Source organism: Cryobacterium sp. TMS1-20-1, assembly GCF_004402355.1.
GTDB lineage: Bacteria > Actinomycetota > Actinomycetes > Actinomycetales > Microbacteriaceae > Cryobacterium > Cryobacterium levicorallinum.
In genome coordinates this window covers 76,876-91,105 of sequence record NZ_SOGF01000018.1, presented here as the reverse complement: position 1 = coordinate 91,105, position 14,230 = coordinate 76,876, and the positions used below count along the sequence as shown (strand labels likewise).

Below are 14,230 nucleotides of genomic sequence, written 5' to 3'. Positions count from 1 at the left end.
TGAGCAACTGACTCCCGCGTAGCTATGAATATTTCTCTACGATATGTCGGTTATCAGAATAGAGGGCTGCTGTTGGCGTAGCTGACTCGTTGATGTGCCCCATGGGGTTCGGTTACGGGCACTGACTCTGTCAGGCTAGTGATTTCTTCAAACGCTTACCCCGGTGTCTGGCAGCACGTACTTTGTTGAGGAGGGGGTACACGAAATGCAACTGCAAAGACCGGCCTTTCCCGTGCTCCTCGCCGTGACTGCGCGGTCCTGGATCCTCGGCATTCCGTCGATGGCCCTCATCGCCCTGGCGGGGCTTCAGTTCGCGATCATCTCACATGCGGGTATCGGAGAATCCTGCTATCAGAACCCTGAGCTAGGCAATCTGCCTCTGCCCTCAGCAGGCTGGACCACGGACGGCGCATTTTCGTTCTTCCCCGTTGGGGTCCAATGCTCCTATTTCACAAGCGAGCATGAACTCCTCCTAGTACATACCCAGACCAGCGTGTGGGACTGGGGAATCACATTCGCCGCGATCCTCGGAGTCCTGGGCGTTGCGCTCTTTCTGACCGCCCGACTCGCCACTCGACGGTCCTGGCACGAATCCCTCTGAAGAATTAGACCTAGACCGTCCCGCAGAGCATTCCTCTTACGGGAACGGAGCACTTCCCTCACCGCACCCGTCAGTGGTACGCTATCAAGTACTACTCAGGGAGGTAATCATGTCGGCGATCACCGCGACGGAAGCACGCAAGAGCCTATTTGGGCTCATCCAACAGGTCAATGACGACCACATCGCTGTCGAGGTCGTATCCCGGCACGGAAACGCGGTCATCCTGTCGAAAGAGGACTACGACGCGATGACCGAGACGGCCTACCTCCTACGGAGCCCCGCCAATGCCGAGCGATTGCTCACGGCGATCGAGCGGGCCCGACGCGGCGAGTTCGAGCGACACGACCTCCTCGACGCGTGACGCGAAAGATCGCCTTCGACCCAAATGGGTGGGAGGACTACATCTACTGGCAAACTCAGGACCGTAAAACTCTCAAGCGAATCAACCAGCTGATTGCCGACGCACTGCGCGATCCGTTCGCCGGTATCGGCAAACCCGAAGCCCTCAAGCACATCCTCTCCGGCGCCTGGTCCCGCCGGATCGACGATACGAACCGTCTGGTCTATTACGTCACGGACGATCACCTCGTCATCCTGCAAGCCCGCGTACACTACTAACCCGAGGTCTAGCTCAGTTCCCGTAGGGGGTTCCCCTTGAGGACACGCCGCGCCAAGACGAAGCCGGCAGCGAGAGGATCGTTCTTGTTCGCCGTGGACTCGGAGCTCACTGTTTTTCACTTCGCTGGGAACGCCAGCTCATGCTTTCTGAATCCAGCTCGTCAGAATAATGGCGTTGGGATCCACGGGCGAGAGGGTTGACGCCATCTCTGGGGTAATAATTCGCACGAGCGCGTGCGCAGTGAAATGGCCAGCCGGGTGCATGAACTTCCCGATGGAGACGAGACCATCTGAGAAATCATATTCAAAAGAGGCGTCAATGAGTCTGATGTCGTGCGGTGTCCATTCGACCTTCACAACAGCAAGCGCATCACCCAGAATTGGACGCAGTGCGTGCTCGACCGGTGCGGGATCTGTTACGCAGGCTATGCCAATCCATCCATCCGTCATCTTGTATGCGCAATAGAAGAGCAAGGTCTCGTCGCTCAGCTCTTGGGTGAGACTGTGGACGGCGGGGGCGAGAATTTCGTTCCTGGCAAGTCGACCCGCGGGTACGATGTCCGGATCAATTCCATCGCCGAGCCGGGCGGGCAGGGAGATAGGGGCGATGAGGTCCACAACGTGGGCATCCCGGATGGACTCGCCCGTCCACATCCCCTCGACGGTAACCACATCCTCGGAGGCCCAGGTCGCCGGGAGATCAGTGGCTACGCTGATGCCGCCGGCATCCCGGATGAACTGGTCATAGAGCCCGTGCGCCACCGCATGGAGTCGCGTCGTTGCGCCATGACTGACCAGCAGCCCCGTAGCAAACACCGCATCATCAATGGTCACCGGTCGAATCTTGCTGCCGGTCCTCAGCTCGCCTGTCATCACGTTCCCCCAGAATCGAATTCCGCATTTTTCGCTGCATGAACATCCGCTGACGCTCATCCTCCACGGGAGCCGGGCCTACCGCAAGATGGCGACAGTTTCGTCGCCGTCGTTCTTGTAGCCGAGCCGCCGAGCGCTTGCTGCAAGCCTCGACCGCCGAAGAGTCGTGCTGAGCTTCGCCAACATCGCGATAGGAAGCGCGAGAGGACCTACTGTGGGGCACCCTGTCCCGTGCAGGGTTCGACATTCGAACCGTCGTGTGGCCGATATGGTTGCGGAATGGACACTACTCAGCGGCTGCAATATCGCTGGGCAGCCGGACTGCTCCTAGTTCAAGGCGTCCTTATGGAGGGGCTCGTCTTCATTGGCGTCCTTGTCCTCTTGGCTCTCAGAATTCCGCAAACGACCATCGTCGAAAATGCCGATGTCTTCGCCCTTCCCTATCTGCAAGAAAACCTCTATCTCATGATGGCTATGAGCGGAATTTTCGCGGCTCTGCGCGTGCTGGGCGCGGTCGGGCTTCTGAGGAACAGATTGTGGGGACTTGCGCTCTCCTTGATCAATTGCGTTGTGACGCTGGCGCTGATGGTTTTACTGCTTCCCGCTGGCCTGTTAGACGGGGTGTTGTCAGGCGCCGCCCTCGTACTCCTGCTCTTTGCCCGATTCGGTCAGACGCCAGATGGACGGCCGAAGCTGATTCTCTGATTGTCGGCCCACGCCGTCTAAGGGGGAGCCGGACGGGCCGTCCCGCACAGGGTTGGTCGTCAGGGGTGCGCTACTCCCTGATTCCGGTGGCCGGGTGGTCATCGTCAAGCCGAGAGTGCTGCCGTAGGGGATACTGCACTTATGGGGAAGAGAAAAGAAATGCTCGCATGGTGGTCAGTGATTGGGATCGCGGTCCCCGCGATGGGGTTTGGCGTGTTTTTACTCGCACAGGCCTTGTCCATGCAGACAATGTTGGCCGGAGGCGTTCTCGTTCTCGTCGCACTCACCACAGTGTTCAAAGCAGTGCTGAGTCTGCGGAGGCTATCGCGAGCGACCGCGCGGTTTTCTGCGCAATGACAAACCAAGATGCGGCCAAACGCTCCGGATTGATCTGACGGCAGCCGTCCCGCAGAGGGTTCCCCACTAGGAGCCTCTGGCGGGGGTGCTCCCAGGTCACCGCGAGTGGAACACGATTCTCGGAAATCAAGCTCTCGACAGCCCCCATCTTCCGGCGTCGGTTTCACCGGGCTTCGCACCGCCCGCACCGCAGCAATCGGCGCAGGGCTTTATTTGGTTTGGCCGTCGTGCGCTCGGCCACCGCACCACCGCCGTCTAGAAGTCAGTCACTTTCTTGGCATGCCACGCGCACCTTGCGGGAATACGATCTCTCTATCGGGCTTCCCGTCACGTCGGGAGCCCGCGACGCACCGCCTCACAGCAGCGTCGAAGCATCGCTGCACCACAGATTGACGCCGCTGCGATGCGGCGGCTAATCGTTAAATTGTGACCCCGACGACACCGTTTCTCATCCAGCTAAAGCACACAGGGAGCATCAATGAGCACTGACGACCAGACCAACACATGCAGTTTCCACATGAGCGGTGCGCTGCCAGCAGGTGGCGACCACCTCGGTGGCACCTTCGGTCAGTCGCCGACCCTGGACCGTTGGTACCCGCAGCGTCTCCGGGTTGAGCTTCTCCACCGGAACGGCGTAGACGCCGACCCGCTCGGCGCGGACTTCGACTACGCGGCGGCTTTCGCCACGATCGACCTCACGACGCTCAAGTCGGACATCAAGCGACTGCTCACCACATCGGTCGACTGGTGGCCGGCGGACTACGGCAACTACGGTCCACAGATGATCCGAATGGCGTGGCATGCCGCCGGCACGTACCGAATTGCCGACGGCCGTGGCGGAGCGGGCACCGCGATGCAGCGGTTCGCACCAATCGGAAGCTGGTGGGACAACGGCAACACCGACAAATCACGACGACTCCTACAGCCGATCAAGCACCAGTACGGCAACGCTCTGTCGTGGGCCGACCTGATGGTCTTGACCGGCAACTGCTCCCTCGAGTTGATGGGCCTGTCGACGTACGGCTTCGGTGGTGGACGACTCGATGCGTGGGAACCGGACGACGGCACCTGGTGGGGCCCGGAGGTCTGGAACCCGCACGCGGTCGCGAGCCCTGACGAGATGGTGAGCCGCGACGAACGCTGGCATGGTCAGAACGGCGACGCGGACTACGACTTGCAGAGCCCCCTGGCCGCGTCGCACCAGGCGCTCATCTACGTCAACCCTGAGGGGCCCTATTCGAACGGCGACCCGCTGGGCTCAGCACGCGACATTCGCATCACGTTCACGCGGATGGCGATGAACGACGAGGAAACGGTGGCATTGATCGCCGGTGGCCACGCGTTCGGTAAGAGCCACGGCCAGGTACCCGCATCCGACATCGGACCATCACCCGAGAAAGCCCCGATCGAGTCGATGGGGCTCGGTTGGCACAACCCGGTGGGTACCGGCAGTGCCGAGCACACTTCGACCAACGGCATCGAGGGCAGCTGGACTCCGAACCCGACACAGTGGGACAACGCCTACCTCGAGAACCTGTTCGCGTACGACTACGAGCAGACGAAAAGCCCGGCCGGCGCGCTGCAGTGGACACCGACTGACTCGGAGGCGCCGAAGACTCCGGACGCCCACGTACCCGGTCAGATGAACCCGCTCATGATGATGACCTCGGACATCGCACTCAAGGTCGACCCGGAGTATCGGGCCATATGCGAGCGTTTCCTGGCCGACTTCGATCTGTTCACCCTCGCGTTCTCGAAGGCCTGGTACAAGCTCACGCACCGCGACATGGGGCCGAAGCACCGGTACCTCGGCCGGGAGGTCACCATCGCCGACGACCTGCTCTGGCAGGACCCGCTCCCGGACTCAGCAGGATACTCACTCGACGAGGCCGACGTGGCAGCGCTCAAGGAAGCCGTCCTCGCGACCAGGCTGTCCGTGTCCGACCTCGTCTACACGGCGTTCTCCGCCGCCTCGACCTACCGCGACAGCGACAAGCGCGGAGGGGCGAACGGTGCCCGCCTGGCCTTATCGCCGCAGAAAGACTGGGCGGTCAACCGACGCACCGTCCCAGTCATCGACGCGCTGCGGAACGTGCAGGCGGCTTTCACGGCGACGTCGGGCGGACGGAAGGTATCTCTCGCCGACCTCATCGTCCTCGCCGGCAGCGCCGCCGTGGAGCAGGCGGCACGGGCGGCAGGATCTGACGCCAGCGTGCCGTTTACGCCAGGCCGTGTCGACACGACGCAGGAGTTGACCGACATCGAGATGTTCGAGTGGCTGCGACCCATTGCGGACGGGTTCCGCAACTTCGTGTCCGAGCGCTTCGAAGAGTTTGCTCCGGGCGTCGCGCCCGAGGCGGCATTCCTCGACAAGGCGAACCTGTTCACTCTCACCGCACCGGAGTGGACCGTCCTGCACGCCGGGCTCCGCGTGCTCGGCAGCAACTGGGACGGTTCCGACGTGGGTGTGCTCACGGATCACGTCGGAGTCCTGACGACCGACTTCCTCGTGAATCTGACCGACACCGACCTCATCTGGACGAAGGACGACGAGACCGCGATGACCTTCACTGGTCGGGTTCAGGTGACCGGCGAGGCTCGCTGGAGGGCCTCCCGGAATGACCTGGTATTCGGCTCGAACGCGCAACTGCGGTCGATCGCCGACGCCTACGCGGGCAGCGACGGGCAAGAGCGGTTCGTCCGCGAATTCATCCGCGTCTGGTCGAAGGTCATGATGCTCGACCGCTACGACGTCAATGGCCACAAGCGTTACGGGGCGATGGCCGCCTGACTCCGGAGGTCGCGTCCCGGCGAGCTGACGGCGTGGAGGCACGGCGCGGTCACGCGCTGAGCCTCCAAGTCGTCGAGGCCTTGACCGAACGACGCTTGAGGCCGCGAGCCGAACGTTTCACGGATTGATCAGGCTGGGGACGGCCAAGGAACCTCCGCGGGCAGCACGTGGTCGACCGCACTCGCACCTCGACGGCCTGCGAGGGTGGACGGGCCGCTATGCCCTGGAAGCCGTTGCCCCCGCTCGTAGAGACGCCGGCCGGATTTGCTTTGGCCTCGGGTCGCGAGAGGGTGCCGCTGATGTTCTCTGTGGCGGCTCGTAAGGCCTGTGCCTTCCGGGGTCATGTCTCGCTGAGGAATGCGCGTGACCGGTAGAGGTTCGGTTTGCGGGCGTTCGTGAGCAAGCCAGCCGCGCGGTGGCTCTCCCCTACAGTGAGGGCATGTCCCAAAATGTTGTCTTGATCCGTTCCGTTGAGCTTTCCAATGTGGCTCAGTATGCCTACGCTGCAACAGCTCCCGCTGAGGCGCGCCTCATCTTTCTGGCCGGAGCCTGCCCGCTCCATCTCGATGGCAGCACCGCAGGAGTCGGAGACTACTCGGCGCAGGCCAGCAAGGCGATGGAAAACCTCGTTATTGCCCTGCACGCAGCGGGCGCCCGACTCGATGATGTCCTGAGCACACGAGTTCTCGTCGCCTCCTCTAATCAGAGCGACCTCGTCAAGACCTGGGCAGTCGTTCGCGAGGCCTTTGGAACGCATGACGTACCGAGCACGCTCATAGGCGTCACCGTCCTCGGGTATACGGATCAGCTCGTCGAGATCGAAGCCGTCGCTGCTGTGATCGACTGACGAGGCCGTCCCGCAGGGGGTTCCCCTTACGGGACGCCAGGAGACCGTCGTCGAGCGCAAGTTCGTTCGTTCCGGAGCCAATAGGCCATTTGACACATGTCCGATTCACTGCGAGGTTGTAGGGAAATTAGTAGTGCCGCAACGATGGGGGAATACAAAATGTCGCCTACATCATCGTCAAGCTCGAATGTCCGACCAGGACTCAATAATCAGACGCGTCGAGGTTCAACCCTCCTGCTTGCTCTTGCAGCCGTCGCGACGCTTCTCACGGGGTGCAGCACCGCAGCCGCCGGTGACACGACTTCGCCGGGAAAACCACTTCAACTTCGGCTCGTGATCCCCTCCATTGACGGTCCATGCACCGCGCCAGCCCTGACCTCAGACGGCGCAGCCATCGCGTGCGACCGGGCAGAAACCACCACATACGAATTAGCACACGTTCTGGGTGTGATCACACCGGAATCCGTAACGCTTTCCGACAACCAGGGATCGACCAACTCCGTGGCTCTCGATCTCAATGACACAGATACCGACACACTCAGCGAAGTTTCTCGCGAGGCGCTGAACAAGAACCTGGCGATTGTCCTCGACGGCCGAGTCCTCTTCGCACCGCTCGTGAAGGAGGCCCTCACCAGCAGCCCGCTGACGCTGATGTTCGAGACCGCATCCGAGGCCAAGCAGGTCGCCGCAGTCCTGACGGCTGCGACAACTCCTTGATCTGACCCCGTCGACCTCGACTCCGGGATTCGACGGCGTGCCGCAGTCCGCTTCTGCCTTCGTAGACGCCATGGAAATCAGCTCGTGCCACTGCAGCCGACGGCTCGACTAGCCCGCAGGGGAGCCCTCAACGGGACGCCCGCTCGACGGTTTTGGATCGTTCAGTGAACGTGAGCATTACGGCGAGGGTTGCAAGCCAGCCAGTCGTAGCACGGCTGAGAGCCCTTCGGGTGTTCCTGGCCAATGTCGCTTTACCGCATCGCTGCCTGCCCGACGAGTCGCGAATCGTAGAGCGATCGCGACAACGATGGCGTCGTCGGCGTAACCGAGAACGGGTATGAAATCCGGAATGAGATCGATCGGCGACAGCAAGTAGAGCAAAAGCACCGCGATCCAGATTCGAACGCCGATCACCACGGTTCGATCGGCGGCGAGGCGTTTGAGTAGCCGGGCGACGTCGGGCGCGAGGCGCAGGAGATCACGAAGTGAAGCACCGCCAGGATGCCGGCGTTGCTCGATCCAGAGAACCAGAACAAGGGCCAGCCACAGCACCAGCAATCCGCCGAGCACGCTCAGAGCGACGTCCCACCAGGTCGTCATGAGCTGCCACCGTTCGAACGAAAGATGCTGAGGGCCTCACGAGCCGCGTAATAGATGATGATGAGGTTCCACTCCAGCGTGATCCCTTCGAGACCCTTTTCCCGCCCAACGAGCATCGCCGCGTGATCGATGGAGGTCATGTACTGATTCTCGCAGTCCGCGATCGGCTGCTGACAAGAAAGCCGCGGGTACATCGCTGCGAGGCATCACGGCCGTCAGAAAACGACCGCAAGCGGAACCTTGAGCGACACGGGTTCGGGCCCGGTCGCAAAGTCAGGGCTGGCCTCGCTCCTCGTTTCACAGGGGAACCCCGTGAGTGGCGGCAGCGAACCGTAGGCGGGCGTCGTATTCGCAAGTTTCGAGATCGACGCGATCTTTTGGTAGTGAAGAACTTCGCGACGCCCGCGGGTGGTTAGGAGTTCGGGCGGGTGGCGCAGGTGCACTGCTGACTCGTTGGGACGTCGGCCATAACCTCATCGACGTGCATGCCGCATCCGGTCCAAGTGATTTTTCCGCAATTGTCGCATCGCATGGGACTGCACATAGTGACTCCTTAGTTGGTCGAGCTGAAGTCCCCAGCATACCCCATGGGGTATAAAGCAAGTGCGGGCATAGGGAACTTATCTGTCGATGGCGATGGCCAGTCCGGTGGCGGCGGACGCGTCCGTGATGCCGCCAGCATCGGTCAGCGTGGCGAACCCGAGGTTGGCCATGCGGGTGGCTGCTGCAGCCGATCGGTTTCCGGTGGCGCAGTAGATGATGTAGTCCCCGTCGATTGGCAGCGCCGCGATCAGAGTGTCGAAGTCCGGGGATTGCACATCAATATTGATGGCGTCCTGAAGGTGTCCACCGACATACTCTGGTGCGGTGCGCACATCGATGATGACCGTACTGGAGGTGACAGCGATGGAGGGCGCCGGCGCGGGGCTCGCGCAGGCGGCCATGCTGAGCAGTGCCGCCACGGCGATTGTGATGCCGGTGAGTGCTTTCTTCATGGCTGGGTATCCTGACCGGTGCGTGCAGTGGGTGGCAGTGTGATCGGCCTGGGATCGACTTTCCGGGAGTGCGGGAACAAGGGCGTGCAGGTAGTGCAGACCTCACCCTCAGCGGACTCTGACAATTCGCGGCGGGTGGTGGCTCGGCGTTCGCTGACCAGTCGTTCGCGCAGGGCCCAGATCAACAGGGCGAGGGCGGCGGCGGCCAGAACCGGGCGCGCAGCACCGCTCACTATCGGGTCGAGGGAGCGCACTTCGGTGGTCAGATACAGCGCTATCAGACCCAGAGCCGGCCACCGTGTGTCGCAGAGAGTTGCGTCGGCGCCGATGGGGGTGCCGATATAACTGGCAACGATCAAGCCGATCAAGCTCGCTCCGAGTGCGGTGGCCGCGACCGTCCACCAGAGGGCACCGTCTGCGTCGTCCGCCCGGGGCGCGTAGCCCGTTACAAAAGCAATGAATGCGGCTGCGGCAACGGGGGCCGCGATTATCCAGCGTCGAGTCGACCAAGTTTGTAGGTCAGAGAACACGATCAAGGACCTCTGTCACGGCAGCGGTCCGAGCGGGAAGACCGCAAGAATTTTCTCGAGTCATGCGCGCATAGAGAGCCCAGCCGAGCAAGACGATGGACGCGGCGGCCAGATACGGCTGGACCGGCTCGAAGAATTGCATCGCCCCGGTTGTGCCGAGAGCGAGGAGAATCAATTTGTTGCAGACGGGGCATCCCACCGCGAAGAACGTTACCAGCCAACCGGCCATGCCCAATCGTCCGGCGGCCCTACTGGGCGGGGCGCCTTCCGGGTGCGCCACATAGGTGGCGGTGACCATGCCCGTCAAGACCGCGCTGAGGATGAGCACCGGCCACGACCAGGCGGTCGGCGGGATCTGTCGCGAAAAGAATGGCGTGTCAATCAAGTCCGTCGGGATGGCAATGAAGACCACCGTAAATAGTGCTGTTGCCAGAGCAACCCACCAGCGGCGAGAGGGCCAGCGACGCAGGTCCCCGCCGAGCCCGGCCAGCTTGCCGCGCCAAGGGGCACGCCGTGGTGATTCGTCCCTGCTGGTGCGTTGGTCACGCATTCGAATAGCCCTCATTTACTGTTCATCGTGAAACGTTTGCTGCCATATTTGAATACACTGATACCCTAAGGGGTATCCTGGTCTTAGACAAAACCAGCCTCGCATCCGCCTACGAACAGGAGCACACCCTCATGGGGATCACCGAACCCGCGACCCACGCCAGCGACGACCTGCGCAAGACCCTCAATCGGCTCAAGCGCGCGCAGGGGCAACTCGGCGCCGTCATCACAGCCGTTGAGTCCGGCGCTGATTGTCGTGCCGTGGTCACCCAGCTGGCTGCTGTCTCGAGTGCCATTGACCGGGCGGGGTTCACGATCATCTCGTCGGCGATGAAGGAGTGTCTCATCGATAGCGGCGCGGATGGGGAAACCAAGCAGCTCAGTGTCAATGAGCTTGAAAAACTTTTCCTGTCCCTCGCCTGACGCCGCTCGCGAGAGCTAGCCAGCGACGGCGCGAATCGCGACGTACACGGCGATGCAGACCACAAGGATCGCGAAGCTTGTTTTGAGAACGCGGTCGGGGAGTCTTCGGCTGAGTCTGCCCGCGATGAGGGATGCCAGCATGGCGGTGCCCGCGAAGGCGCCGGTGACGGCCCAGTCGATCTGCACGTCGCTCAGGTGGGCGCTGAAGCCGGCGACCGAATTGATGACGATGATCACGAGGGACGTGCCGATCGTGACGCCCATGGGGAGTCCGAGAACGAGGGCCAGTGCCGGAACGATGAGGAACCCGCCGCCGACGCCGAGCAGCCCAGTCAGGAACCCGACCACGGTGCCCGTTGCCAGCGCACGGGGCAGACAGCTGCGCCACCGGGTTCCGCCGCCGGGCAGCGCGCAGGGGCCGGTTGCGGCGGGGGTGGCAAAGAACATTCGCACGCCAGCGATGACCATGATCACGCTAAAAGCGCCGAGCAGAAGCTGAGGATCAACCAGTCGGTTTACGAGGGTGCCGAGGTAGGCGGTGGGAATGCCGGCGGCGCCGATGATGCCGGCCAGACGCCAGTTCACGCCGGTGCGCAGCCGCGGAAGCACGGCGACCGCCGACGCCGCTCCCACGACGATCAGCGAGGTTGGTATCGCCTCGTCGAGGGGTAACCCGACACCGTAGACCAAGGCCGGAACGGCCAGGATTGACCCGCCCCCGCCGACCAGGCCGAGCAGCGCACCCACGATCACTCCCAGAAGCAGCGCAGTCAGGATCATGCGTGCGGCGCCAGTTGCGCGAGGACGTCGCTCTTCGTGGGTTCGGAAACCGGGCGGTTCCAGGGCATCCACGACAGAATTCGCCCCAGCGTGCAACTGTTGGTGGCGGCCGATACCGTGAGGCCGGCACCGATGACGCCGGCGAGAAGACGAAACTGCGGATGAATGAACCTTCCCGCCAGCACGCTCGCCAACACCAGAGATCCGGCCGTCATACGTACCTGTCGATCCATGGCCCACGTGGAGCGACCGCTGGTGATATCGCCGCCGGCGGCGGCATAGCCCGCCACACCACCGGTCAACACACGAGCACCGCTCAGGCCAGCTGTGTCAAGATTCTTTCGCGCTTCTTCCGCGCGTCGACCCGACTGGCACACCAGCACAACCCGCGGGGCCAGCTGCGCCGCAAACTCGTCAGTGTGTTCTTTGAGCAGGTGGAGCGGCACGTGATACGAACCCCGGATATGCCGGGCTTCAAACTCCGAGCCGTCCCTCACATCGATGACCATCAGGTCGTCATGATGGAGAACCCACTGATGGAATTCGTCTGCCCCAATCGGTGACGGGGAGGTGTTGACGGTGTGCGTGGTGTCAGAGATAGTAAATCCGTTTCAGTTTGGTGCGGGAGCGGAACAATGCCGGCAGCCCGGAGGCCTGCCGCTGAGGCAGGCCGCTGGCGATCGTGTCTGCCGTGAAGCCAACGTTGGTTAGGTGTTCAGCCGTGGGTCATCGCCATCAGGCTTTCACTGAATATTGGGCAGCCCATGCGGTATAGCCGCCGATGAGGTCGGTGACGTCCGCATGGCCAAGGCCCCGCAGCGCACTCGCGGCGACGCTCGAACGCCAGCCGCTGGCACAGTGGATGATCACGGGTCCGGCGGGCACTTCGGCGTGGCGCTGGCTCAGCTCGGCCAGGGGAATGCGCAGGGAGCCCGGGATCGCGCCCTGCTCGACCTCGCCGGGATTGCGTACGTCGAGGATCATTGCGGCGGTGTCCCGGCGAAGAGCCTCGAAGTCGTCAAGCTCGACCCGCGCACCGACCTGCACCAGCGGGCCGAGGTCGGTGAACGCCTGCGCCGGGTTTGTCAGATATCCGGCGACCCGGTCGAAGCCGATGCGGGCCAGCCGCATTCCGGCCTCGGCTTCACGGCCGGAGTCGGCGATGATCACGATGCTGTCGTCGTGCTCGATGACCATTCCGGCCGTCTCGGAGAAGCGTCCGTCCAGTCCCACGTTAATGGACCCGGCCAAGTGCCCGAGTGCGAAGTCTTCGGGGCTGCGGGTGTCGAGAACGCGGGCCCCGCGCTCAACGGATGCGCGAACATCCGTCAGATTCAGCGGTGCCAGTTCGCGGGTGGAACCTATGATTTCGTGCGCGCTACGGTTGATCATCGCGTCGACGGCGAAATAGCCGGGGATTGCGGGCTGACCGCTGCGGATCATCGTCACGAAGTCGTCTTCACTCATCGGCTGCACAGACGCGTTCGTCAGGCGCTGGTTGCCGATGGTGGATTCGAGCTCGTCGGAGAGGGTCTTGCCGCAGGCGGAACCAGCGCCGTGGGCGGGGAGAACACGCACCGCATCGGGCAAGGCGAGAAGCGTCGTGTGGATCGACGCGTACAGGGCGCGGGCCAGTTGGTCGGGATCTGCGCCGACGGATGCGGCCAGGTCGGGACGGCCCACGTCACCGATGAAGAGGGTATCGCCGGTGAGGACGGCATGGGCCACGGCATCGCTGGCGTGTTCACGAACGACGATGCTGATGGACTCCCAGGTGTGCCCGGGGGTGTCGAGAATTTCTAGTTCCACCTCTCCGAGCGAGATCTTCTCGCCATTGGCGAGGTGACGGATCTCGTACTCGGTCTCGGCGCGGGCACCGTAGCCGATCCAGGCGCCAGTAGCTGCGGCCAGCTCGAGGTGACCGGCGACGAAGTCAGCGTGAAAATGCGTGTTGATCACGCCGATAATGGTCAGGTTATTCGCCTGCGCATCGGCGAGGTATTCGTCGATGTCGCGGCGGGGGTCCACGACGACGGCTTGACTGCTCGTCGAATCACCGACGAGGTACGAGCCATGGGACAGGCAGTTGAGGTAATACTGGGTCAAAATCATCGTGGCCTCCAAAGGTCGGGGCCCACCACGCCGACACGAATTGGGGCGTGTAGTGGGTATGTGCCCCAGTCTCACACATACCCCGCACGGTATGCAAGATACCCCTAAGGGTATAGTCTGCGTGTATGGCTACTACCNCCTTTGACGCGACCATTGCCCAGAGCCCCATCGTGCTGGTTGATTTCTGGGCCGCATGGTGCGGCCCGTGTCGCAGTTTTGCCCCGACATTCAGCGCGGCGTCTGAAAAACACCCCGCAATCACCTTTGGAAAAGTCGACACCGAAGCCGAACAGGGATTGGCCGCAGCCGCGGGCATCCGTTCCATCCCCACGCTGATGGCATTTCGGGACTCCGTACTCGTCTTTTCCCAGCCAGGCGCCCTGAACGCAGTCAGCCTGGAAGAGCTCATTGCCGGCGTCGAGAGCCTCGACATGGACGACGTGCGCGCCAGTATTGCCGCCCGCTAAACCTCGCGCCCTGTGAGGAACCGCATGACCGCTTCACGGCAGGGTCACATGAGCACGTCCCTGCCCCCCCAGTAAGTAATATACTCCCAGGGGTATCATTCTTCTAGCAGCTCACCTTATTGAATGGAGATCTATTATGTGTCGTTCCGTCACCTGCAAAGTGTGTCAAAAAACAACGTGGGCGGGCTGCGGTCAGCACGTTGATCAGGTAATGCGGGGCGTGCCACGCAGCCAGCAATGCGCCGGGCACGTGAAAGAAAAATCG

At 62.5% G+C, this 14,230-nt stretch carries 18 protein-coding genes; 9 read left to right on the top strand and 9 right to left on the bottom strand.

Features of this window, described 5'->3' with window-relative positions; translation table 11 throughout:
- Window positions 1-205: 205 nt before the first annotated feature.
- The 3 genes from E3O45_RS02950 (at window position 206) to E3O45_RS02940 (ending at window position 1,219) form a co-directional block, all read left to right on the top strand.
- Complete coding sequence (locus tag E3O45_RS02950) at window positions 206-601, top strand: hypothetical protein (RefSeq protein WP_134441600.1); 396 nt, start codon at window positions 206-208, stop codon at window positions 599-601.
- A 109-nt stretch (window positions 602-710) separates the two neighbouring features.
- Window positions 711-962, top strand: coding sequence for a type II toxin-antitoxin system Phd/YefM family antitoxin (locus E3O45_RS02945; protein ID WP_134441598.1), 252 nt, complete (start codon window positions 711-713; stop codon window positions 960-962).
- The gene (locus tag E3O45_RS02940; protein WP_134441597.1) at window positions 959-1,219 is read left to right on the top strand and encodes a Txe/YoeB family addiction module toxin; all 261 of its coding nucleotides are present in this window, start codon (window positions 959-961) and stop codon (window positions 1,217-1,219) included. The genes E3O45_RS02945 and E3O45_RS02940 overlap by 4 nt, the downstream gene beginning before the upstream one ends.
- A gap of 138 nt (window positions 1,220-1,357) precedes the next feature.
- Here E3O45_RS02940 and E3O45_RS02935 read toward each other — a convergent pair whose 3' ends face one another.
- The gene (locus E3O45_RS02935; RefSeq protein WP_134441595.1) at window positions 1,358-2,053 is read right to left on the bottom strand and encodes a hypothetical protein; all 696 of its coding nucleotides are present in this window, start codon (window positions 2,051-2,053) and stop codon (window positions 1,358-1,360) included.
- A gap of 318 nt (window positions 2,054-2,371) precedes the next feature.
- Between E3O45_RS02935 and E3O45_RS02930 the strand changes: the two genes are divergently transcribed.
- From E3O45_RS02930 to E3O45_RS02915, 4 genes are all read left to right on the top strand, one after another.
- Window positions 2,372-2,797, top strand: coding sequence for a hypothetical protein (locus E3O45_RS02930; protein WP_241985191.1), 426 nt, complete (start codon window positions 2,372-2,374; stop codon window positions 2,795-2,797).
- Between the two features lie 835 nt (window positions 2,798-3,632).
- Entirely contained in the window at window positions 3,633-5,945 is a 2,313-nt protein-coding gene (gene katG / locus E3O45_RS02925; protein WP_134441594.1) for a catalase/peroxidase HPI, read from the top strand.
- A gap of 439 nt (window positions 5,946-6,384) precedes the next feature.
- Window positions 6,385-6,792 (top strand): RidA family protein, encoded by a 408-nt coding sequence (locus E3O45_RS02920; RefSeq protein WP_134441592.1) that lies wholly within the window; start codon window positions 6,385-6,387, stop codon window positions 6,790-6,792.
- A 333-nt stretch (window positions 6,793-7,125) separates the two neighbouring features.
- A complete protein-coding gene (locus E3O45_RS02915) occupies window positions 7,126-7,509 on the top strand; it encodes a hypothetical protein (protein ID WP_166789383.1) in 384 nt (127 codons plus the stop codon).
- Between the two features lie 177 nt (window positions 7,510-7,686).
- Here E3O45_RS02915 and E3O45_RS02910 read toward each other — a convergent pair whose 3' ends face one another.
- The 5 genes from E3O45_RS02910 to E3O45_RS02895 all read right to left on the bottom strand — a co-directional run bounded on the left by E3O45_RS02910 (window position 7,687) and on the right by E3O45_RS02895 (window position 10,184).
- Complete coding sequence (locus E3O45_RS02910; protein ID WP_134441589.1) at window positions 7,687-8,109, bottom strand: YkvA family protein; 423 nt, start codon at window positions 8,107-8,109, stop codon at window positions 7,687-7,689.
- Window positions 8,106-8,249 (bottom strand): hypothetical protein, encoded by a 144-nt coding sequence (locus E3O45_RS17405; RefSeq protein ID WP_166789382.1) that lies wholly within the window; start codon window positions 8,247-8,249, stop codon window positions 8,106-8,108. Before E3O45_RS17405 ends, E3O45_RS02910 begins: the two co-directional genes overlap by 4 nt.
- A 480-nt stretch (window positions 8,250-8,729) precedes the next feature.
- The gene (locus E3O45_RS02905) at window positions 8,730-9,104 is read right to left on the bottom strand and encodes a rhodanese-like domain-containing protein (protein ID WP_134441587.1); all 375 of its coding nucleotides are present in this window, start codon (window positions 9,102-9,104) and stop codon (window positions 8,730-8,732) included.
- A complete protein-coding gene (locus E3O45_RS02900) occupies window positions 9,101-9,634 on the bottom strand; it encodes a hypothetical protein (protein WP_134441585.1) in 534 nt (177 codons plus the stop codon). Before E3O45_RS02900 ends, E3O45_RS02905 begins: the two co-directional genes overlap by 4 nt.
- Window positions 9,624-10,184 carry a hypothetical protein gene (locus E3O45_RS02895; RefSeq protein ID WP_241985190.1) on the bottom strand — a complete coding sequence of 187 codons (561 nt, stop codon included), beginning with the start codon at window positions 10,182-10,184 and terminating at the stop codon, window positions 9,624-9,626. The genes E3O45_RS02900 and E3O45_RS02895 overlap by 11 nt, the downstream gene beginning before the upstream one ends.
- Before the next feature lie 131 nt (window positions 10,185-10,315).
- Here E3O45_RS02895 and E3O45_RS02890 point away from each other — a divergent pair, with 131 nt between their 5' ends.
- Entirely contained in the window at window positions 10,316-10,606 is a 291-nt protein-coding gene (locus E3O45_RS02890) for a metal-sensitive transcriptional regulator (protein ID WP_092453080.1), read from the top strand.
- Window positions 10,607-10,621: 15 nt separating this feature from the next.
- Here E3O45_RS02890 and E3O45_RS02885 read toward each other — a convergent pair whose 3' ends face one another.
- From E3O45_RS02885 to E3O45_RS02875, 3 genes are all read right to left on the bottom strand, one after another.
- Entirely contained in the window at window positions 10,622-11,386 is a 765-nt protein-coding gene (locus E3O45_RS02885) for a sulfite exporter TauE/SafE family protein (RefSeq protein WP_134441584.1), read from the bottom strand.
- Window positions 11,383-11,943 (bottom strand): rhodanese-like domain-containing protein, encoded by a 561-nt coding sequence (locus tag E3O45_RS02880; protein WP_241978986.1) that lies wholly within the window; start codon window positions 11,941-11,943, stop codon window positions 11,383-11,385. The genes E3O45_RS02885 and E3O45_RS02880 overlap by 4 nt, the downstream gene beginning before the upstream one ends.
- A 178-nt stretch (window positions 11,944-12,121) precedes the next feature.
- The gene (locus E3O45_RS02875; protein WP_134441582.1) at window positions 12,122-13,498 is read right to left on the bottom strand and encodes a rhodanese-like domain-containing protein; all 1,377 of its coding nucleotides are present in this window, start codon (window positions 13,496-13,498) and stop codon (window positions 12,122-12,124) included.
- Between the two features lie 125 nt (window positions 13,499-13,623).
- Between E3O45_RS02875 and E3O45_RS02870 the strand changes: the two genes are divergently transcribed.
- Window positions 13,624-13,965 (top strand): co-chaperone YbbN, encoded by a 342-nt coding sequence (locus tag E3O45_RS02870; RefSeq protein WP_134441580.1) that lies wholly within the window; start codon window positions 13,624-13,626, stop codon window positions 13,963-13,965.
- Window positions 13,966-14,230: the final 265 nt, after the last annotated feature.